This window comes from Mycolicibacterium sp. XJ1819, from assembly GCF_053483675.1.
Genome location: NZ_JBEFST010000022.1, coordinates 85875 through 107378, shown reverse-complemented (window position 1 = coordinate 107378; position 21504 = coordinate 85875). Strand labels below are relative to the sequence as shown.

General features: G+C 63.1%; 18 protein-coding genes. 17 read left to right on the top strand and 1 reads right to left on the bottom strand.

Going from position 1 to position 21504, the window contains the following annotated elements; translation table 11 throughout:
- Positions 1–83: 83 nt before the first annotated feature.
- The 8 genes from ABQE89_RS22395 (at position 84) to ABQE89_RS22360 (ending at position 10318) form a co-directional block, all read left to right on the top strand.
- Positions 84–1487: an FAD-binding protein gene (locus ABQE89_RS22395; RefSeq protein ID WP_448420705.1), complete on the top strand. Its 1404-nt coding sequence runs from the start codon at positions 84–86 to the stop codon at positions 1485–1487.
- Between the two features lie 134 nt (positions 1488–1621).
- Positions 1622–2836: an acyl-CoA dehydrogenase family protein gene (locus tag ABQE89_RS22390; RefSeq protein WP_448420749.1), complete on the top strand. Its 1215-nt coding sequence runs from the start codon at positions 1622–1624 to the stop codon at positions 2834–2836.
- Positions 2833–3897, top strand: a complete 1065-nt coding sequence (locus tag ABQE89_RS22385) for an acyl-CoA dehydrogenase family protein (RefSeq protein ID WP_448420703.1) — start codon at positions 2833–2835, stop codon at positions 3895–3897. Before ABQE89_RS22390 ends, ABQE89_RS22385 begins: the two co-directional genes overlap by 4 nt.
- Before the next feature lie 75 nt (positions 3898–3972).
- Positions 3973–5517, top strand: a complete 1545-nt coding sequence (locus ABQE89_RS22380) for a carboxylesterase/lipase family protein (RefSeq protein WP_448420701.1) — start codon at positions 3973–3975, stop codon at positions 5515–5517.
- Positions 5495–6421, top strand: a complete 927-nt coding sequence (locus tag ABQE89_RS22375; RefSeq protein ID WP_448420698.1) for an enoyl-CoA hydratase/isomerase family protein — start codon at positions 5495–5497, stop codon at positions 6419–6421. Before ABQE89_RS22380 ends, ABQE89_RS22375 begins: the two co-directional genes overlap by 23 nt.
- 129 nt (positions 6422–6550) lie before the next feature.
- Positions 6551–7975: an OB-fold domain-containing protein gene (locus ABQE89_RS22370; RefSeq protein WP_448420696.1), complete on the top strand. Its 1425-nt coding sequence runs from the start codon at positions 6551–6553 to the stop codon at positions 7973–7975.
- Positions 7976–9166, top strand: a complete 1191-nt coding sequence (locus tag ABQE89_RS22365; RefSeq protein WP_448420695.1) for an acetyl-CoA acetyltransferase — start codon at positions 7976–7978, stop codon at positions 9164–9166.
- An 81-nt stretch (positions 9167–9247) separates the two neighbouring features.
- Complete coding sequence (locus tag ABQE89_RS22360) at positions 9248–10318, top strand: alcohol dehydrogenase catalytic domain-containing protein (RefSeq protein ID WP_448420693.1); 1071 nt, start codon at positions 9248–9250, stop codon at positions 10316–10318.
- Positions 10319–10356: 38 nt separating this feature from the next.
- On the opposite strand, the gene ABQE89_RS22355 is transcribed toward ABQE89_RS22360, so the two are convergent.
- Positions 10357–10899 (bottom strand): helix-turn-helix transcriptional regulator, encoded by a 543-nt coding sequence (locus tag ABQE89_RS22355; RefSeq protein ID WP_448420691.1) that lies wholly within the window; start codon positions 10897–10899, stop codon positions 10357–10359.
- A 125-nt stretch (positions 10900–11024) separates the two neighbouring features.
- On the opposite strand from ABQE89_RS22355, the gene ABQE89_RS22350 reads away from it, so the two are divergent.
- From ABQE89_RS22350 to ABQE89_RS22310, 9 genes are all read left to right on the top strand, one after another.
- On the top strand, positions 11025–11651 hold the full coding sequence (locus tag ABQE89_RS22350) for a TetR/AcrR family transcriptional regulator (RefSeq protein ID WP_448420689.1): 627 nt from the start codon (positions 11025–11027) through the stop codon (positions 11649–11651).
- 345 nt (positions 11652–11996) lie between these two features.
- Complete coding sequence (locus tag ABQE89_RS22345) at positions 11997–12764, top strand: MlaE family ABC transporter permease (protein ID WP_448420687.1); 768 nt, start codon at positions 11997–11999, stop codon at positions 12762–12764.
- The gene (locus ABQE89_RS22340; RefSeq protein ID WP_448420685.1) at positions 12761–13615 is read left to right on the top strand and encodes an ABC transporter permease; all 855 of its coding nucleotides are present in this window, start codon (positions 12761–12763) and stop codon (positions 13613–13615) included. The genes ABQE89_RS22345 and ABQE89_RS22340 overlap by 4 nt, the downstream gene beginning before the upstream one ends.
- A 1-nt stretch (position 13616) precedes the next feature.
- Entirely contained in the window at positions 13617–15065 is a 1449-nt protein-coding gene (locus tag ABQE89_RS22335) for an MCE family protein (RefSeq protein ID WP_448420747.1), read from the top strand.
- A 50-nt stretch (positions 15066–15115) separates the two neighbouring features.
- Positions 15116–16144, top strand: coding sequence for an MCE family protein (locus tag ABQE89_RS22330; RefSeq protein WP_448420683.1), 1029 nt, complete (start codon positions 15116–15118; stop codon positions 16142–16144).
- Complete coding sequence (locus tag ABQE89_RS22325) at positions 16141–17430, top strand: MCE family protein (RefSeq protein ID WP_448420681.1); 1290 nt, start codon at positions 16141–16143, stop codon at positions 17428–17430. The genes ABQE89_RS22330 and ABQE89_RS22325 overlap by 4 nt, the downstream gene beginning before the upstream one ends.
- Entirely contained in the window at positions 17427–18761 is a 1335-nt protein-coding gene (locus ABQE89_RS22320) for a virulence factor Mce family protein (RefSeq protein ID WP_448420679.1), read from the top strand. The genes ABQE89_RS22325 and ABQE89_RS22320 overlap by 4 nt, the downstream gene beginning before the upstream one ends.
- Positions 18758–19924: an MCE family protein gene (locus ABQE89_RS22315; protein ID WP_448420677.1), complete on the top strand. Its 1167-nt coding sequence runs from the start codon at positions 18758–18760 to the stop codon at positions 19922–19924. Before ABQE89_RS22320 ends, ABQE89_RS22315 begins: the two co-directional genes overlap by 4 nt.
- Position 19925: 1 nt before the next feature.
- A complete protein-coding gene (locus tag ABQE89_RS22310; protein WP_448420675.1) occupies positions 19926–21398 on the top strand; it encodes an MCE family protein in 1473 nt (490 codons plus the stop codon).
- Positions 21399–21504 lie beyond the last annotated feature (106 nt).

Sequence of the window (21504 nt, the reverse complement as noted above, 5' to 3'; positions counted from 1 at the left end):
CCGCGACCCCACGACGAGGGCCACTCGAGGTATCGCGACCCGCGGTGCGCGTTGGGAGCCGAGGTCGAACTCCAGCGACCGCGATGGGTGCATGGACGGATGCTCCCTGCGCACCTCTCGCCAGAATCAAGGAGATTGCCGGAATGTCAAGTACAGGTGCCTTCGATGTCATCGTCGTCGGCGGTGGCGCTGCGGGTGTGTGCTGTGCTGGTGAGCTTGTGTTGCAGGGGCTTCGCCCTCTGCTCATCGCCGAAGGTCCAGAGGTCGGGTATCACTTCCGATCCGTGCGCTTCGGACAGAACCGCGGAACGGTGCAGGCATTGGCGTGGCAGTCGAGTTGGGGAGGTGGCTGGTGGGTCCCGCTCGCTCGCAGGCTCGACATCCCCCTGAAACTGCGGGATTACCAGCCGATGGAATCGACCGTCGTGGGCACCGGCAAGCGCGCTGATCTGCCTTACATGGCGACTCCATCCGCGGTCGCCGAGGTGTTGTCATCTCTGGGCGGCGATCCGCTTCCCGACGATGCACGTTCAGAGATCGTGGCAGCGGCGCGCGCGGCGTTCGCTCTGTCCCCCGAAGAGGTGCTCGCACTGGATCGGGTGCGCTGTTACGACTGGCTTCAAAGCCACGGAGCTGGCCCAGAAGTCGCGGCCCGCTTGTCTGTCATGTTCGGCCGCCCCAACGGGCTGAACCAGTCCGACGCGGTGCAGTACCTGTCCGCTGCATGCGGGCTCTGGACGCTGCGGATCTGGTACTGCCACGAAGGGATGGGTTGCGAGATCGTTCCCGATCCGTGTGACGGAGTGTGGATCCCGATGGCCCGCGAGGTCGAGTTGCGCGGCGGCGAAGTCTGGCGGGGTCGCAAGGTCAGCGAGGTCGTCATCGAGGACGACCGCGCCGTGGGGGTCGTGTTGAAGGACGGCACCGAGGTGCGCGCGCCCGCGGTGGCGCTGTCTACCGGCAACGCGCGTATCGCGAAGCTTCTCGACCCCACCCCCACCGAGGTTCAGGTCACCCGAGATTTCGATGGCCCTCAACCGCAGCGTCAGCTGGTGATGTTCGCCTTGTTCGACCGAGAGGTGATGGCCCCTGTTTCGCTGAGCATCAGCTGGCCCGATGGTCGACGGTTGGGGGCGGCCGTGCCCACTCACCACAGCAACGTCGAGCCCGGAAAGCAGCTGATTCACCTGGTTGCGACAAACATCGGTGACCGCCCCGTGGACGAGGCGGTTCGCGAGGTCGAGGCTGGTCTGGCTCAGGTCATCCCGGGCTACCACGATGCGGTCTTGGAAGTGAAGACGCTAGTGCACACATCGGAGGCCTGGCTGGACTATGTGACTGTGGCGCCGAAGCTTCCGCGTCGCAGCGGCTCGCTCGATGGACTGTGGTACGTCGGTCAGGGGGCAGCACCTCTGGCGGGATGTTGGACGGAAGCGGCCGCCGGCTCTGGCGTTTTGGGGGCGCGAGCGATTGCGGCTGCACACTGAGTCGTGTCATATGACGTATTGAGGCAACGATGAATTCCGTAGAGCTACTGATGCTGTTGAACTCAACGGTTGCCATCCTGTGATCGCGGCCTGGCGGACCGGTGGCCGACGGGGCTCGTTACCGACCGAATTCGATGCATATGAGGACTACTTTGCGCGGCGCCACTGGAGAAGAATCGCGTGACCTGAAGAATACTTCGGTAAGGGATCTGCGTTCACAGATCCGTCGCTGGCTCGAGCACGAGCTCCCCGCCGACGGCCGGACGTGCCTCGGCATGTCGGGCGGCCACGATGCGCGATTTTCGCGTCGGCTCGGTGAGGCCGGGTGGCTCGGCTTGTCTGTGCCATCTCAATACGGTGGGCGCAACGGGACCGCTGTGCAACGCTTCATCGTGACCGAGGAATTGTTGGCCGCCCAGGCACCGGTTGGAGCGCACTGGCTGGCCGACCGGCAAGTAGCCCCGTCGATCGTGCGAATCGGTACCGACGAGCAGCGCCGCACCTTCCTTCCAGACATCGTGCGTGGCGCTTGTTACTTTTCCATCGGTCTGAGCGAACCCGAAGCGGGCAGCGACCTTTCGGCAGTTCGCACGCAGGCCCGTCGGGTGGCGGACGGATGGCGGGTATCCGGGACGAAAATCTGGACGACCTTCGCGCAATACAACGACTACCTTCTCACGCTGTGCAGGACCCAACCACGCGGCGAAGACCGTCACAGTGGTCTGTCCCAACTGATCATCTCCCTGAAGGCCGAAGGCGTGCACGTCCGCCCGATCCGCACCATGGATGGCAACGAGGAGTTCTGCGAGGTTGTCCTCGACGACGTTTTCGTTCCCGACAATCGGCTTCTCGGGCGTGAAGGACAGGGGTGGACTCAGGCGGCAGCAGAGCTGGCCTTGGAGCGTTACGGGCCTGAGCGCTGGCTTTCGGTGTGGGGTTGCCTGACCGGTATCACTGGCCGAATTGCCCGCGACGGGCTCGACCGCGGTCCTGCATTCGCCGAGATCGGGCGGCTGATGGCGAAATATCGCACTGTGCGACGGGTGTCGTTGAATGTCGCTCGACGTATCGATCGCGGAATGACCCCGATTGTGCAGGCGGCGGTCGCCAAAGATCTTGCCACCGCCCTCGAACAAGAGACGGTCGAAGTTGTACGTCGCTTGTGGGGCGAGGAGTTGACACCCTCTTCTGCCGACAGCTTCGAATCGTTACTCGCCCGAGCCGTACTGACATCGCCAACCTTCACCATTCGGGGTGGCGCCACCGAGGTGTTGCGCGGCCTGATAGCGCGCGATGAACGTCCCGCAACGACGCCGGCCGCATCCGCGGCGGTGTCAGGTGTGCGATGACCGCCGAGATCGGCGCGACCGGCGCCGCGGTCTCCGACCTGTTTGCGCGCTCGGCGAAGCCGGCTGGGCCGACGCCCGATGTGGATGGGCAGTGGCAAGCGTTCGTCACCGCCGGGTTTCCATGGGCCGCCGTCCCGGAGGAACGGGGCGGCCCGGGCGGAACCGCGCACGACGCCGTGGAGATTCTTCGTGAGATCGGCCGAGCCGCCGCCTCCGTCCCCACCGGTGACACAGACCTGTTGGGTGATTGGCTTCTTCGGCAGGCCGACCTACCGGCGGTGCCCGATCTGCTCTGCGTCGCGCAGGGTGACGCCTCCGATGATCTGCGACTGCTCCGTGACGGCAGTAACGTGATGCTGACTGGTACCGCACACCGCGTCGCGTGGGCGTCGCGAAGCGGTCACTTCGTGGCCCTCCTGAGCGATGCATCCGCCAACTATGTTGTGCGCGTGCCGATCGAACGACTGGCCGTCGTCTCCGGTGAATCCCTCGCCGGGGAACCTCGTGACCTCGTCACCGCTGACGCCGTGCCCGTGGCCACCGATGAGATCGCAGTCGCCCCCGCTCTCGACATTGTCGAATTGCGGGCACGGGGAGCAGCGATCCGCACCGTGTTGATCCAGGGCGCGGTGGATGCCGTCGTCGAATTGGTCTCGACCTACTGTGGAATGCGCGAACAGTTCGGACGACGCCTGCGGGACTTTCAGGTGGTCGCCCATCAATTGGCTCTGATGCGCGAGCGTGCCGCACTGGTGAGTGCCGCGGCCGAACTGGCCAGCGCCACCCTGAACGGCTCCGACTCCTGGGAGGCCGCCGCGACCGCGAAAGTCGTTGCGGGCGAGGTCGCCGGTCAGGTCGCCACGACAGCACATCAACTTCACGGCGCCATCGGCGTGTCGGAGGAATACGCCTTGCACCGCTATACACGACGGTTGTGGGCGTGGCGAGACGAGTACGGCAACGAGTACGAGTGGGCCCATCGCTTGGGCACCGCGCTTGCCGACCGCGGTCCAAATGAGTTGTGGCCGTGGATAGTGTCATCCGACGACCCGGCCGGGTGAAAACCACATCGGCCCCGAAACGCTTCGGTAGCGGTACGGATCCACCGCAGGCGAGCGCGGGCGGATGATCTCACAATGGTGCAAGCTCGAACCACATCTGGCCGGGTCCGCGGCGTCGCACGCAACGGGGTTGCGGTTTTCCGAGGTGTGCCCTACGCCGCCCCGCCGATCGCAGACCTACGTTTCTGTCCACCGCAGCCCGTGGCCCCCTGGACGGAGGTCCGCGATGCGACCCAGCAAGCAGCCGCCTGTCCGCAGCCTGGGCTGCCGCGGTTGTTCGACAAGCTCGACCCCACCGAGTCGACCGACAAGTTTGTCGAGCGCTATGACGAAGACTGCCTGACCGTCAATGTCTATACCCCTGCGGTGGACTCGGCCGCACGCCCGGTCATGGTCTGGCTGCACGGCGGGTGGTTCTCGGTCGGTTCCGGTAACGAACCCGGCTACGACGGGAGCAATCTGTGCCGGACGGGGGACGTGGTCGTCGTCACCGTCAACCACCGCCTCGGCGCGTTGGGTTTCCTCTCCTTGGCCGGCCACGAAAATGGCGAGTTCGGGGCGTCGGCCAATCATGGCCTTCTCGACATCGTTGAAGCGCTGAAGTGGGTACGAGACAACATCGCCGAATTCGGGGGCGATCCGTCCCGAATCACGGTGTTCGGTGAGTCCGGCGGCGCGGCCAAGATCAGCATGCTGCTGGGCGTCCGGCAAGCTCGCGGCCTGTTTCATCGGGCCATATTGCAAAGTGGGCCGATGTTACGGGCGGTCGAGCCCGAACGAGCCGAAGCCACGACGACAGCGCTTTTCGCCGAGCTGGGAGTCACCTCGATTCAGAGCCTGCGTGAGCTGCCGGTGACGAAGCTCATCGATGCGCAAAGCGCGGTTCTTGGCGGCCCGTTGGGTGGCCTGTACGGCGATGGATACCGGCTCGCGCCGACGGTTGATGGCCGCGTCATCGATCAGCATCCCTTCGCCCCGGTCGCCTCACCGTCCAGCCACGGTGTCCCGCTCTTGATCGGGTCATGCCGCAACGAAGCCAGCATGCTGGTGGCCGCTGTGCCCGGAATCGACTCGATGGACCCCGAACAGCAGGTGGAGATGCTGGCCGACAACGTGTTCGGCCATGGTCTTGACGACCTCTTGGAGCACTACGTCTCGACCAGACCGGCGTCGTCAGTCGCGGATCGTTTCCTTGCTGCGGTCACCGACCAGATCAGGATCGGTGGCATCACCATGGCCGAACGCGCTATCGCAGCCGGCAGCGGGGTGCACATGTACCGGGTCGATCACGTCCCTTCGGTGTACGGCGGCAAACTCGGCGCCCCACACACGATCGATGTCGGCTTCGCGTTCGCGAACACCGACGCCGGTGCGGGGATCACGTCACCGAACCGAGGTCTGTATCGGGATCGCGACGTCCCGCGGCTGACCCTGGAGATCAGCGGCGCCTGGATTGCGTTCGCGCGTAACGGCGATCCCACTCACGACAGCCTGCAGACATGGCCGAACTACGATGTCGACCGCCGCTCAACCATGATCTTCGGTCCGCGGTCGGGCATCGTCGAGGACCCTGACGCCGCTGAGCGCGAACTCTGGGGTGGCCGCGAAGGCGGTATGTAGTGCTGCTCGTCTGCGTACCGGTACGGATGCCGCCTATAGTCGGGGAAAATATCGTCGAGGCCGTGAACGTAGGCGGACCATGCCGCAGATGACTGCCAATATCGTTGTCAGACGATCCGGCAGCGTGGTCCACGTGGCGTTGAACAGGCCGGCTCGCAAGAACGCGATGCTGCCCGAGATGTGGGCGCAGCTGGCCGACATCGTCGAGGATGTCGAGGCGAACGACGTAGACCGCGTACTCGTCTTGACCGGCGAGGGCGGGTCGTTCTGCAGCGGCGCCGACATCTCCGCGCGCTCGAATACACCAACCGACGCGGCTCCGAGGATGAGCGCCGAGCAGCTCCTCGCCGATATCAAACGATGTGTGCTGAGCCTCACCAAGATGTCGAAACCCAGTGTGGCGGCCGTCGACGGCGTTGCCGCCGGCGGGGGTTGTAACCTTGCGCTCGCCTGTGATCTCGTTGTCGCCAGCGACCGGGCACAGTTCAGCGAGATCTTCATCCGCCGCGGACTCACCGTAGACACGGGTGGTTCCTGGATCTTGCCCCGCCTTGTCGGGATTTCGATGGCGCGCCGTTTGGTCTTGCTGGGCGAGATCGTCGAGGCCGAACTCGCCTTCCGGATGGGCCTGGTCACACACCTGGTGCGTACCGATGACTTTCACCGGCAAGTCGCGGCCATCGCCGGCCGCCTGGCCGAGGCACCCGCAGCCACACTTGCCGCCGACAAGCGCCTCCTCGCCGAGTCGGCGAAGCTGACTTTGGCCGAAGCCCTGGACCGAGAAACGGCCAGTCAGCTCGACATGCTGGGACGACCCCACGTCCAAGCCGCTCGAAGCGCATTCTTGGCCCGCCACCAACCCACCACCAGCGCCAAGGTCGGCGCGTTTGGCGAACACGGATAGGAGAAGAACGAGTCTTGTGAATCATATTGCGAAGCAGGCCAATATGATGGCTGAAGTTTGTAAAGCGGTGCGCGGGCGCGAACCGATGCCCCGCCCGTGGATAGGTTCGCACACCAACCGAGTTGGCCGATGAGCGCCCTCGTCGGCTATGGCGCCTACATTCCGTATTGGCGACTCGCGGCCACCGACATCCGTGCTGTGCTTGGCAGCGGTGGTGGTAAGGGAGTGCGCGCCGTCGCTGCATACGACGAAGACTCGACCACGATGGGCGTCGAAGCCGCTCGCGACGCGCTGGCGAGCGCACCGGAAACCTTTGCTCCCGAGGCGCTTTACTTTGTGACGACCAGCCCGGCCTACATCGACAAGACCAATGCGGCCGCGATACATGCCGCGCTGGGACTGCCGCAACACGTCGCCGCATTCGATTTCGGCGGCGCAAGCCGATCCATTGCCGGGGTGGTCGAGCTGGTGCAGTCGAGCAACCGGCCGGCAATCGTCATCGCCTCCGACTTGCGCACCGGCTTACCGGGAAGCGCGGACGAGGTGAACGGAGGAGACGGCGCGGCCTGCCTGTTGTTCGGCGACTCCGATGAGGCACTGGTCGACGTGCTGGCATCGGCCTCGGTCACCGAAGAAATCCTCGACCGCTGGCGCATCCCCGGCCAGGACTCGTCCCGAGTGTCCGAAGACCGTTTCGGCGAGTCGGCTTATCAACCTCTGGGCCGAGCAGCCTTCAACGACGCGCTGGAAAGGGCCGGAATCACCGCCGATGACATCGACCACCTTGTCGTCACGGGACTGAATGCCCGTGCAGTGAAGACATTCACCAGGTGGAGCGGAGTGCGTGCTGAGGCACAGGTAAAAGACCTGGAGCCGCGGATCGGCAACGCAGGCACTGCTGCTGCGGGAATCAGCCTGGCGCACATCCTCGATCAGGCCGAACCCAAGTCCGTGATAGTGACCGTCTCGTTGGCCGAGGGCGCCGACGTGGTGGTCATGCGCGCCACCGAACGCGTGGTGTCGGCTCGAGCGAAGCGCAATCGCACCGTGGCGGGGCTGATCGAGGGTGCGCACGGTCAACTCACCTACGGTTCGTTCCTGACCTGGCGTGGCCGCCTGGACCGAGAGCCACCACGACGGCCGAACCCCCCGTCGCCGGCTGCCGGTCCGTCACTGCGGCGTAAAGACTGGAAGTACGGCTTGATGGCCAGCCGTTGCGAGAAGTGCAGCACCCGTCATCTTCCCGCCGCCCGCGTGTGCGTGAAATGCCATGCCACCGATCACATGGTCGCCGAACGGGTCGCCGACGAGCGAGCAACTGTAGCGACGTACACCGTCGATCGGCTGGCGTACTCACCGTCACCTCCGATGATCGCGGCCATGATCGATTACGACGGCGGTGGGCGCGCCGGTGTCGAAATCACCGATGGCGGGCCCGACGACATCGCGATCGGCACGCGGGTAGAGATGACCTTCCGTCGGCTCTATACCTCCGAAAACTGCGTCCACAATTACTTCTGGAAGGCACGTCCGATCCGAGAGGCAGGCGTATAGATGGGATCCACAGGCATTCGCGACCGTGTGGCGATTGTCGGAATGGGCTGCACTCCGTTCGGCGAACACTGGGACAAGAGCGCCGACGATCTGCTCATCGACGCCGTCAACGAGACGTGCTCAACCAGCGGAATCGATCTCGAGGACATCGACGCGTACTGGCTGGGCACGATGCTGTCCGGGTTCGGTGGCACGACGTTGTCGGTGCCGCTCAAGTTGTCCTACAAACCTGTGACCCGGGTGGAGAATTACTGCGCAACCGGCTCGGAGTCGTTTCGCAACGCGTGCTATGCGGTGGCGTCAGGCGCCTATGACTTGGTGATGGCGACCGGGGTCGAAAAGCTCAAGGACTCAGGGTATTCCGGTCTGGCGTACGCAAACCGGCCGGATGACGGTACCGAAGAGGCGATCTCCGCGCCGGCGGTGTTCTCCTATCTCGAGCCGGCTTACGCCGAAAAGTACTCTGTTCCCCGCGATGTGATGAAAGACGTCATGACCCACATCGCGTGGAAGAACCACCAAAACGGCGCGCTGAACTCACGTGCACAATTCCAGACCGGCGTGAGCAAGGAGACTATCAACGCAGCACCGCTCATCGCTGGTTCGTTGGGTATCTTCGACTGCTCCGGCGTCTCGGACGGCGCAGCCGCGGCGATCTTGTGCCGGGCCGAAGACGCTCACAAGTACACCGACCGTCCGCTGTACGTCAAAGGGCTTGCGCTCGCATCCGGCTCGGGCGAAGGGGTGCTGTCCCCGTCCTATGACTACACAACGTTCGACGAAGTCACACGTGCGGCTGCGGATGCCTACCAACAGGCCGGCATTCGAGACCCCCGTGCTGAACTCGCGATGGCCGAGGTGCACGACTGCTTCACGCCCACCGAATTGGTTCTGATGGAAGACCTCGGGTTCGCGCCGCGCGGGCAGGCCTGGAAGGAGGTGTTGGCGGGCGCGTTCGACCTCGACGGACAGCTTCCGGTCAACCCGGACGGTGGACTGAAGTCGTTCGGTCATCCGATCGGGGCGTCGGGCCTTCGGATGCTGTTCGAATGCTGGCTGCAATTGCGGGGGGAAGCCGGCGACCGGCAAGTCGACACCGACAGAACTCGCGCGCTGACACACAACCTCGGCGGAAGGCCTGGGCGCTGTGTGAGTTTTGTCAGTGTGGTTGGTAGCCAACCGGATGCATGACCACGACGTCGACTGCGGCGGAGCCAGCTTCGCACTATAGGAGGTCAACATGACCCATGGAACTCTGAGGATAGGTGCACGATGAAGGCCGCGTTCTTCGCCGAGCAGGGCGGCCCGATGTTGGTCGAGGAAGTAGTCGCGCGTCCTCCGGGACCGCGCGACGTCGTGGTGCAGCTGCGCGCGGCGGGAGTGTGCCACACCGATGTATTCGTGGCCTCCGGGGGCGTGCCGTGCCCGCCCGCAATTCTCGGACACGAAGGTTGCGGAGTCGTCGACTGGGTGGGCCCGGACGTGACCGACTTTCGGGTGGGCGACCGAGTCGTGGGTTTGACGATTCCACGTTGCGGCGTCTGTGCACACTGTCGCAAGGGCGACTCGTATATGTGCGACGCCGCAGCGTTGTACGGTGCGCAGCGAGCCGACCGAGCCGACGGCACTGGTCTGGTGGCCACCAACGGGCTGGGTACTTTCGCCGAAGCGATGACCGTTGACTCCAAGAGCGTCATCCGGGTGGACAGCGACCTGCCCGACGACCAGCTCGCCCTGGTCGGATGCGCGTTCATGACCGGATGTGGGGCGGTTTTCAACACAGCACAGGTCAGTCCCGGCTCGTCGGTGCTGGTGGTGGGATGCGGCGGCGTGGGCCAGGCGGTGATCCAGGCCAGCCGCGTCGCCGAGGCGGCACGGATCATCGCCGTCGATCCCATCGCCTACAAGCGCGGCATTGCCGTCCAGTCGGGTGCCACAGATGTCTACAATCCCGAAGACGCCTCGCTGCAAGACGTCGTCCAAACGGCTGGACTGGATGGCGTCGACCATGTTTTCGACACCGTCGGTGCCCCACAGACGCTGCACGACTCCTACGGAGCAGTGCGCCGCGGGGGGACCGTCGTGGTCATCGGGGTCGCAGCCGTTCGATCCGAAATCCGCATACCAGGAACGCTTGTCGTCGATGCCAAGCGGATCGTCGGATGCGTGTTCGGAAGCGCCAACGTCGACCGCGACTTTCCCCGCATCATCGACCTGGCACAGCAGGGAAGACTCGACATATCGTCGGCCGTGACGGACACTGTCGCGCTCGAGGGGGTCGAATCCGCGATGCGCGCGATGGACTCCGGCAACACCCTGCGGACCGTGGTCGCGTTCGGGTGATCACCGGCCGGCGTCGGCGCGATGCGTCCGGTGACCAGCTACAAACCCAGTTCTGGAGCGCGTCTGACAAGTTCGATGCGCGAGCGGATTCCAAGTTTGCGATAGCCATTGCTGACGTGGGATTCCACCGTGCGTTCGCTGATGAACAACTTTGCGCCGATCGCGCGCGCGGAGATTCCCTGACTGGCAAGGGACAGTACTTGTCGCTCGCGTTCGGTGAGGGGTTCGATGTAGACCGGCCTCTCCGATCCATCGAACGCGGCGTGATGAGCGCTCTGACGGCGCACGATCAAGGTCTTCGACGAGCTCCAGAGCCTTTCGCTGACCTGCCGACACTTGTCCATGAGCAAAACCGCGTCGGAACCTTGGGCCGTCGACGGCGTAGCGTTGAGCACCGCAGCGGGAAAATCGGCGATGACAATGGTCGACACCGCCGGGTTGTCGATGTGGTCGGCCACTGCCCTGAGGGCATCGAGTTGGATTTCGTGCAGGTCAGCCCGGCACGAATGATCGGGCGTCACCCATCCGGTGCCGCCTTCGACCCGGGTCTGGATGATGGTGCGGCGTTCAACCGTCGTCATCGGTCACCTCGTTACACAATCTGGGCTGTATGTGTATTGAAGCTGAAGTTACACTATTGCGCGGATTTGTGTAAAGAAAGCCGCAACACTGGAAGAAATAAGATTTGGGGGAAGTGAAAGGCCTGGTGAACAACCTAAATGGTGCCGATGAGCGCGAAGTCCGAGTCCGCAGGCGGATCCTGACCGTGGCCGCGGCGATCTTCGAGCAGCGTGGCCTACACCGCACCACGATGGAAGACATCGCGGAGGCTGCGGGGGTCGCGCGCAAGACGGTCTACAACTACTTCGAGAACAAGCCGAAACTGCTGGGCGAGGTCATCGAGGAGGCGAGTGCACGCACTGCGGCCATCGCGTTCGAATCACTGGACCTGACCGCGCCTCCGGAGGACCTCATCGTGGATGCGGCGATGGCCCTTCTTCAGCAAGCCCGTACCAGCCGCTACACCGACATGCTGCTGCGACCCGACGCGCTGGCAACCACCTCCAGGACCGTCGAACAGTCTGACCGGATCGCGCGCGTGGAGCGGAGCTACTGGGCGCCGATCTTGGAGCCGCTTCGTGATGCCGGGCGACTGCGCGTAAGCGATATCGACGAGGTCGTCGAGTGGCTGACGTTCATTCACTTGGTCTTCCTCACCCGGCCGGCCACGTTCGAAGGGGATCCCGAGGTAACGCGGCGGATGTTGCGTACGTATCTGGTGCCCGCTCTACTTCGCTCGACCGACACGGCTGCCGACACCGCTGGACCCTGACGAACGCTCGAACATGAGCCGCGAGTGGGAACGTTTGTCCGAGTAATGGCGCGATCCCAGCGCAACAGCGAGCAGACAATTTGACGTAGCCGTTATCGGAAGCGCCAGTACAACACTCGGACACTCTGGTACGGCCTACCCCGCCCAAGGGAATCCGTACTGGTACGGACGTCTGCGTCGGCGATCAAGTCGTAGCGTGTGCACGGTCACAGCAAGTGCACGTCCGACCTATCCGGTGCCGTGTGAATTGGCCACGGACTCTTGGGCGGTCGGGAAGGGTAAGCCCGGCATGGCCGACATTGACAGGCAGTTCTTTTGGGTCGACAAGAGCACTCCGAGCGCTAGATGTTGATGCTTCAGACGGCGGTCAAGCCCGCGAACGAGCTTGGTCGGTTCTTCGGGATGTGCCTGGACACCTTCGCCGCGATGTTTCGGCCGCCCTGGGCATGGCGCGAATTTCTACTCCAGACATGGTTCGTCGCACGGGTGTCGTTGGTTCCCACGATCCTGCTCTGCATCCCGTTCACTGTCCTGACGACCTTCACGCTCAACATTCTCTTGGTGGAAATCGGCGCGTCAGACTTCTCGGGCTCAGGGACCGCACTGGCAACGGTCACTCAGAGTGGGCCCGTGGTGACCGTTTTGGTGGTCACCGGGGCGGGTGCTACAGCGATGTGTGCCGATCTCGGTGCGCGCACGATTCGCGAAGAGATCGATGCCATGCGAGTGCTGGGCATCGACCCGATTCAAGCCCTGGTCGTACCCCGTGTGCTTGCTGCGACCGTAGTTTCGCTGCTTCTGTCATCGGTGGTGACGATCACCGGTCTTGTGGGCGGCTTCGTCTTCGGTGTCTATCTGCAAGACGTGACGCCGGGAGCGTATGCCGCCGGACTTACTCTTCTGGTCGGCACTCCCGAGGTGGTCGTGTGTCTGGCCAAGGCGGTGGTCTTCGGCTTGGCTGCCGGACTTATCGCCTGTTACAAGGGTATCCACGCCGGCGGAGGGCCACAGGGGGTCGGTAACGCCGTCAACGAAACCGTTGTCTTCACGTTCCTGGCGCTGTTTGTCATCAATGTGATCGCCACCGCGGTCGGTGTGAAGGCGACGACATGAACGCATCGCAACCCAGCCGGCTTCATCCACGACTGCGAGCCGTCGTCACCCGGACGACCACGGGGTGGAAACGGATGGGGTTCCAGACGGAGTTCTACTGGCAGACGCTGCGCGGCATCGTCGACGCCCTCAAGCACTACCGAATCGAAGTGGTGCGGTTGATGGCTCAGATGAGTTTGGGCACAGGTGCGTTGGCGATCATCGGCGGTACCGTGGTGGTTGTAGGCTTCTTGACATTGTCGGCCGGTTCGCTTATCGCAGTCCAGGCCTACAGCCAATTGCAGCAGATCGGCGTGGAGGCGCTGGCAGGCTTCACGTCGGCCTACCTCAATGTGCGGATCATCTCACCGCTGGTCGCCGGCATTGGTCTGGCGGCCACGATTGGCGCCGGCGCCACTGCTCAGTTAGGCGCAATGCGCATCAGTGAAGAGATCGACGCTTTAGACGTGATGGGCATCCGCTCGATGGTGTACCTGGCATCCACACGTGTGGTCGCGGGGATCATCGTCGTCATCCCGCTGTACTGCATCGCCGTGTTGATGGCGTTCATGGCCACCCGATTCGGTACGACCTTTGTCAACGGCCAGTCGACCGGCGTCTACGACCACTACTTCAACACCTTCCTCAACCCCATGGACCTCATTTGGTCTTTCGTTCAGGCCATTTCGATGTCGATAGTGATCATGTTGATTCACACCTACTACGGGTTTACCGCATCCGGTGGACCTGCGGGGGTGGGAGAGGCGGTAGGCCGTGCGGTGAGAGCATCGCTGATCACCGCGGTGTTTGTCGTTCTCTTCCTGTCACTGGCCATCTACGGCCGCTCCGGAAACTTTCATCTGGCCGGCTGACATGGAACCAAGGCCAGGAGAGCGACGCATCCACCCGGGGCTGTGGACGGTGATCTTCATCGCGGTGCTCAGCCTGTTCGTGTCCGGCACATTCGCGTTGTTCGACGGCACCTTCGAGTCATACGTGCCCGTCAAGGTCGCCGCGCAGCGCTCGGGCTTGGTGATGGAACCCGGCGCCAAGGTCAAGATGCGCGGGGTCCAAGTAGGCACCGTCGCAGAGATTGGCGGCGGCAGGGAACCTGTGAGCCTGACGTTGCAACTCTACCCGGACCAAGTCCAGAACATCCCCGCCAACGTGGCCGCCCGCATCCGCGCCACCACTGTGTTCGGTGCGAAGTACGTCGACCTCATCTATCCGGAAAATACTGCCAACAGGCATATCTCGGCAGGCGCCGTGATCACGACCGAGAACGTCAGCACCGAAGTCAACACCGTCTTCGAGAACCTGCGCGATCTGCTCAACGAAGTTGATCCGGCGAAGCTGAACAGCGTCTTGGCCGCTATGGCAGAAGGACTGCGCGGCAGAGGCCCGATGATCGGCGAGGCGATCACCGACGCCAATGACGTTCTGCTGGCGCTGAACCCCCGCGCGGAAACGTTGCGTCGAGACTGGCAGTCGATCAAGGGGGTCAGCGACACTTACGGCGCTGCCGCTCGAGAGGTTCTGAGCATGCTCGACTCGTTCAGCGTCACCAGCTCTACGATCGCCGACCACTCACACTCGTTGGATACGCTTCTGGTCAATGTCGCCGGGTTCGCCCGAAGTGGTGTGAACCTGCTCGCGCCGAACAAGAAGAACCTGATCACGACGGTTGAAACGCTAGAACCGACAACGAACCTGCTGCTGAAATACAACCCTTCCTTGACGTGCACCATCGTGGGCGGCAAGCACTTTCTCGACAACGGCGGTTACGCACTTGGGGGTGGAAACGGCTACTCGCTCATCGTGGACGCCACGCTCCTACTCGGAGTGGATCCCTATCGGTACCCTGACAATCTGCCCATCGTGGGTGCCAGAGGCGGGCCAGGTGGCAAGCCGGGCTGTGGTTCGCTTCCTGACGTCACCAAGAACTACCCCGTTCGCTACCTGGTCGCCAACACGGGATGGGGCACCGGGTTGGATGTACGTCCGAATCCGGGCATCGGGTTTCCTGGCTGGGCCAACTATTTCCCAGTAACCCGCGCCGTACCGGAGCCGCCAAGCATCCGCTATCCGGGTGGCCCTGCGCCGGGACCCATCCCGTACCCGGGCGCACCTCCATACGGCGCCAAGTTATATGCGCCCGACGGCACTGCGCTATATCCCGGCCTGCCGCCCGCGCCGCCCCCTGGTGCGCCCCGGGAGCCGGGCCCGACTCCCGGATCCGAGCCGTTCACCCCGGCCCATCCTGCAGTGGTGCAGCCCACGCCACTTCCCGCCCTGCCCACGCCCGCCATTCCGATGCCGTGACCACGTAAACGCCTGAGCCGGACACCAGAAAGAGAGAGGCGAAAGCAGCCGTGAGAAATAGCCTCCCGGGCACCATCTGGCGTCTCACCGTGTTCGTCAGCGTCTGTGTGATCTTCATGGTGGCGATGTTCGCAGTGTTCGGTGGCCTGCGTTTCAGGTCAGAAAAGACTTACAACGCGATCTTCACCGACGTATCCGGGCTGCAGGAAGGACAGTTCGTTCGAATTGGTGGCGTGGAAGTCGGCCAGGTCAGACATATCGAGCTGCGGCCCGACACCACGGTGCGAGTCGCCTTCGGCGCCGATGACTCCGTCGTTCTCACCCAGGGCACCAGGGCGGTAATCCGGTACGACGACCTCATCGGTGGACGCTATATGGCGCTTCAAGAAGGCGCGGGTAACACGGCGACACTCGGTCCGGGGCAGACGATCCCGATAGTGAATACCACACCCGCCCTAGATCTTGATGCACTGATCGGCGGGTTCCGTCCGCTGTTTCGGGCTCTTGACCCCGATCAGGTCAATGCGCTTACCGGTCAGTTGATCAGCGCCTTCGAGGGCCAGGGCGACACCATCGTTTCGTTCTTCACCAACATCGCCGCGCTCAGTGCCACACTGGCCGACCGCGATCAGCTCGTCGGCGAGGTCATTACCAACCTCAGCTCGGTGCTCAGTTCCCTGGCGGATCAGCGCACGAAGTTCGCCGAAGCCGTCCAGTCCCTGTCTCAACTCGTCGAAACGCTGGCCGATCGTCGCACAGACATCAGCAGTTCCGTCGCGCACACCGATGCCGCTGCCGCGTCGATCGCTGATCTGCTGGCAGACGGACGGGGGCCACTGCAAAAGGTAGTCGGCGAAACCGACCGAGTCGCAGGCACTGTCGTCGCCGATAAGGACTACCTGACCAATCTATTGGACGGTCTGCCGGAAAAGTACAAGGTTCTTGCCCGACAGGGCATGTACGGCGATTTCATCAGCTTTTACCTGTGTGATTTGGTCTTGAAGCTCAACGGAAAAGGTGGGCAACCGGTGTACATCAAGATTGCAGGGCAATCCAGCGGGCGGTGTACGCCAAAATGAAGTCGTTCGCCGAACGCAATCCCTTGATCCTTTGTGCCATCGGCATAGTTCTGACCATCTCGATGACAGCGGTCGCACTCAACTACGACAAGATTCCGCTCGTCAATCAAGACAAGCAGTACACCGCCTACTTCGAGGACGCGGGTGGATTGACCGCCGGTGCTCCCGTCGAGATCTCCGGCTTTCGTGTGGGCAAAGTCGAAAGCCTTGGATTGGACGACGGACGCGTGATCGTCGGTTTCAATGTAGACAACGACATTCGACTGGGCGACAAGACCGAAGCCGCCATCAATACCAAAACCCTGCTCGGGGCAAAGCTGTTGAAGGTCACCCCTCGCGGGGACGGCCATCAGGCCGGCCCCATCCCGATCGAGCGGACCCGGTCCCCATATCAGCTTCCCGACGCGCTCGGCGATCTGGCTTCGACGATCAGCGGGCTGGACACACAACAGCTGTCCCACTCTCTGGCCGTGTTGTCGAACACTTTCAAAGACACACCGTCCAGCCTGAAACGCGCCGTCGACGGAGTGGGCAGACTTGCCGACACTCTTGACCGGCGCGACGCACAGTTGCGTAACCTGTTGGCCAACGCCGACAAGGTCAGCGCAGTGCTCGCCGAAGACAGTGACAACATCGTCACGCTCGTCACCGCCACCAATGCGTTGTTGGAGTCGCTGCAGCGTGAAGGTCGCGCCTTGGACGCCATATCGAACCACATCGCCGGCGCCACCAACCAATTGCAAGGCCTGATCGCAGACAATCGCGACACGCTCAAACCGGCGCTGGACAAACTCAACGGCGTGCTCGTCATCCTCGACACTCACAAGCAGCAGATTCAGGAGTCGATCAAGCTGCTCAACGCCTACGCCATGTCGCTGGGCGAGGCCACCTCGTCAGGGCCGTTCTTCAAGTCCTACTTAGCCAACCTCTTACCAGGTCAATTCGTCCAGCCATTTGTCGACGCAGCGTTTTCTGACCTGGGTCTCGATCCGAACACCCTGTTGCCGTCGCAACTCACCGATCCCCAAGTCGGCCAGCCTGCCACACCACCTCTGCCAATTCCCTATCCGCGCACCGGCCAGGGTGGCGAACCGATCCTGTCATTGCCCGATGCCATCACCGGCAAGCCCGGTGACCCGCGCTACCCGTCTCGTCCGCCGCTGCCCGCCCCACCGCCAGGTGGTCCGCCACCGGGCCCCCCGGCGCTGCCGCCGCCCCACCCGGCTTCCGCATCTGAGACCGCTCCGGCATCGAGTGCCGTTCCGACTCCCGAGGGGGACTCGTGACCCGACGTACGGCGCGGATCGGGCTGATGTCGCTTCTGGTGGCAGTCCTCGTAGGCGGGTCGCTCATCGCGCTACGAAACGCTGCACTCGCCGACCGCGTCCACGCGACAGCGTATTTCGCCAACAGCAACGGTATCTACGCAGGTGACGAAATCCGGATACTGGGTATCCCGGTCGGCAAGATCGACAGCATCGAACCACAGCAACAGCGGGTAAAGATCGACTTCTGGTATGACCGGAAGTATCAGGTCCCCGCGGATGTCAATGCGGTCATCATTTCCCCATCGCTTGTCTCAGTGCGAGCGATCCAACTGACGCCGGCCTACACCGGCGGTCCGACGCTGCGTCGCAACGCGGTGATCCCGTTGGAGCGCACCGCAGTTCCGGTCGAATGGGACGACCTGCGAAATCAGCTACAAAAACTGACTGAGACGCTCCAGCCCACGCGGCCCGGAGGCGTGAGCACCCTGGGGGCATTCATCAACACCGCAGCCGACAACCTGCGCGGTGAGGGACCAGACATCCGCGAGACGCTGATCAAGCTGTCCCAGGCATTTTCAACACTCGGCGACCACAGCGACGACCTCTTCTCGACGGTGAAGAACATCTCGGTGCTCGTATCAGCTCTACAAGACAGTAAAGACGTGTTACGACGACTCAATGTCAACCTCGCGAACACAACGGCGTTGCTGGTCAACCAGTCCGACGAAATCGGAAACGCCCTCAAGGGCATCAACGGCGCCGTCGACGACCTGACCGCCTTCATCGCCACCAACCGCGAGAGCCTCGGCACGACGTCAGACAAACTCGCTGCGGTCACCGGCACACTGAACCAAAGCCTCGATGACATCAAGCAGGCACTGCACATGTTCCCGACGGGCATCGCGAACTTTCAGAACGTCTATCAACCGGCCCAGGGTGCGCTCACCGGTGTGCCGGTGCTCAATCAGTTCGCGAACCCCCTGGCTGCGATCTGCTCGGCTGTCCAGGCCGCCTCACGGTTGGGCGCAGAGCAGTCCGCGAAACTATGTGTCCAGTACCTTGCCCCGATATTCAAGAATCGCCAGTACAACTTTCCGCCGGTGGGCTGGCACCCCTTCGCCGGAGCGATGGCCCGGCCTAACGAGATCACGTACAGCGAAGACTGGATGCGCCCGGATTACGTTCCACCCCAGTCAGAATCACCTGTACCACTGGACAATGCCACAGCACCGCCGTTACCTGCCGAGGCGGCACCACCAGCGGCGACGCCGGCGCCCACATTCGGGGGGCCGGCCAATACCCCAAGCAATCTGCAGGAACTGATCATGCCCACGGAGGTGGGGCGATGAAGTTCACCAGGGCCGCGTCGATCACAGGGCTGGGCGCCACCGCCAAGGTCCTTGCTCTAGGTGCACTCGTGTTGGTCGCCGCCACGATGTCAGGTTGCGGATGGCAGGGCGCCAACTCATTGCCTCTTCCCGGTACTCAAGGCCGCGGCCAGGGCGCCTACATGATCCAGGCTCAGCTGCCCGACGTCACCAACATCCAACGGAATTCACGCGTCCGGGTAGGCGATGTCACGGTCGGCACCGTCACCAAGATCGAACGCCAAGGGTGGCATGCGCTGCTCACCATGACCCTCGACGGCGATGTTGATCTACCCGCCAACGCGACAGCCAAGATCGGCCAAACCAGCTTGCTTGGATCGAAGCACGTCGAGTTGGCGCCCCCGGTGAATGCGCCACCCGAAGGTGAGCTACGCGCTGGATCCTTGATCCCCTTGAGCTCGAGCGGTGCCTATCCCACCACCGAACAGACCTTGGCCAGCTTGTCGCTGGTGCTCAATAACGGGGGCATCGGACAGATACAGGACATCACCAAGTCCCTCAGCACCGCGTTCGCCGGCCGAGACGATGACCTGCGCAGTCTGATCGCCCAGATCGAGACGTTCATCGGTCATCTCAACGATCAATCCGGTAACATCGTCGACGCGACGAGTAGCTTGAATGGCCTGGCGACACAGATAGCCGAACAACGGCCGGTGATCGACAGAGCCATCGCTACCATTCCCGACGCGCTGGCGGTGCTCAGAGACGACCGCGATCAGCTGGCCGACGCCCTGGATGCGGTGGGCGAGTTCGGCGCTGTCGCTGCGGACGCGGTCAACCAGACCAAAGACGGGATTGTCCAAGAACTCAACGGCATCGGACCGGTCTTGGAATCGCTTGCCAACGCAGGTCCGGCTCTGACTCGCTCCCTGAGTTTGTTCGCCATGTTTCCGTGGCCCTACGAAACCTTGGAGAACTGGGTGAGGGGTGACTATGCGAACCTCACAGCGATATTCGACCTCACTCTCAGCCGTCTCGATGCCGCACTGTTCACCGGCACACGCTGGGAAGGAGACCTGACGGAACTGGAGTTGCAATGGGGCCGAACGATCGGTCAGATGCCCAGCCCGTACACGGCCGCCAACCCGCTGATCGTCCCGTACCACCTGAATCAGGGGCCCTAGCATGCGCATAGACCGACGGATCCGGTCCCAGCTGGCGGTGCTGATCGCCATCTCCACAACAGCTTTCATCGTCATGGCGCTCGGCTACGTGCGGCTGCCGGAGTTGTTGTTCGACGTGGGTCACTATCGGATCACGGTCGAACTGCCCGAGGCCGCAGGGCTCTACGAGCGGGCCAACGTGACCTATCTGGGCACCGAGATCGGGCGAGTGAAAACGATCGCGCTCACCCCCAACGGAGTGAGCGCGGTGCTGTCACTGCGCTCCGACGTTGCTGTTCCGTCCGATCTAGATGTCGAGGTGCACAGCGTCTCCGCCGTGGGCGAACAGTACGTTGCATTGCTACCACGCGAAGGGCACTCGGCGCCGCTCAAGAACGGTGACGTGGTTGCGGCCAGCCGCACCAGTGTGCCTCCCGACATCAACGCCCTTCTCGACGCGACCAACGCTGGGTTGCGAGCTATTCCGGGTGACAACCTGAGGACGGTGATCGACGAGTCCTATCTCGCGTTCGGTGGGCTCGGTCCCGATATCGCACGAATCGTCGACGGCTCCAGCCGCCTGGCGATCGACGCCCGCGCGAACCTGGCCGATCTGACCAACGTGGTCGACAACGCCCGTCCGGTGCTCGATACCCAGACCGATACTGGCGATTCTGTGCGGGCGTGGGCTTCTCATCTGGCCACCATCACACGGCAACTGAAGGAAAACGACGAAGCCCTCGAGGGCGTGCTGCAGAACGGGCCAGCCGCCGCCGAGGAAGTCCGTCGGCTCTTCGACAGACTGAATCCGACGTTGTCAGTCGTGCTGGCCAACCTCGCCAGCATCGCGCCGGTGCTAGCGACTTACAACCCGAGCCTCGAGCAGATCCTGGTGCTGCTCCCGAGGGGAGTGCAAGTCCTGCAGGGGTCAACGGTCGCCAACCAGAACGTCAAGCAGCCTTACCACCTCGGCTCGTATCTGAGCTTCAACTTCAACGTCAACTTGCCGCCACCATGTCTCACCGGGTATCTGCCCGTCGCGCAGATGCGCTCGCCCAGCCTCACAGACGCCCCCGACCGGCCTCCTGGCGACATGTATTGCCGGATACCGCAAGACGCCATGTTCAATGTGCGAGGTGCACGCAATCTGCCATGTGCAACCCGACCCGGCAAGCGCGCACCCACCGTGAAGATGTGCGAAAGCGATGAGAACTACGTACCCCTCAACGATGGCTACAACTGGAAAGGGGATCCCAACGCGACACTGTCCGACCAAGACGTTCCGCAACGTGATCCCGGTGTCCCACCCGCGTCACCGCCGGCTGACGCCAGTGTCGCCGCTGGACATCTGCCACCGATCGCTGTCGCCGAGTACGACCCTGCGACCGGCACGTACGTCGGTCCCGACGGGCACCGGTACACACAGTCCAACCTTGCGCAACCGCGAAACGAGAAGACATGGCAATCGATGTTCTTGCCACCGACGAGTCCGTGAGACGGACACGACCGGCCGCCGAAGCACTGAGACTCACATCGAACACCCACCGCGCACTGCCGCAGGAACCTCACCGACTCAGGTAATCGAGGCCCGTACAACTACC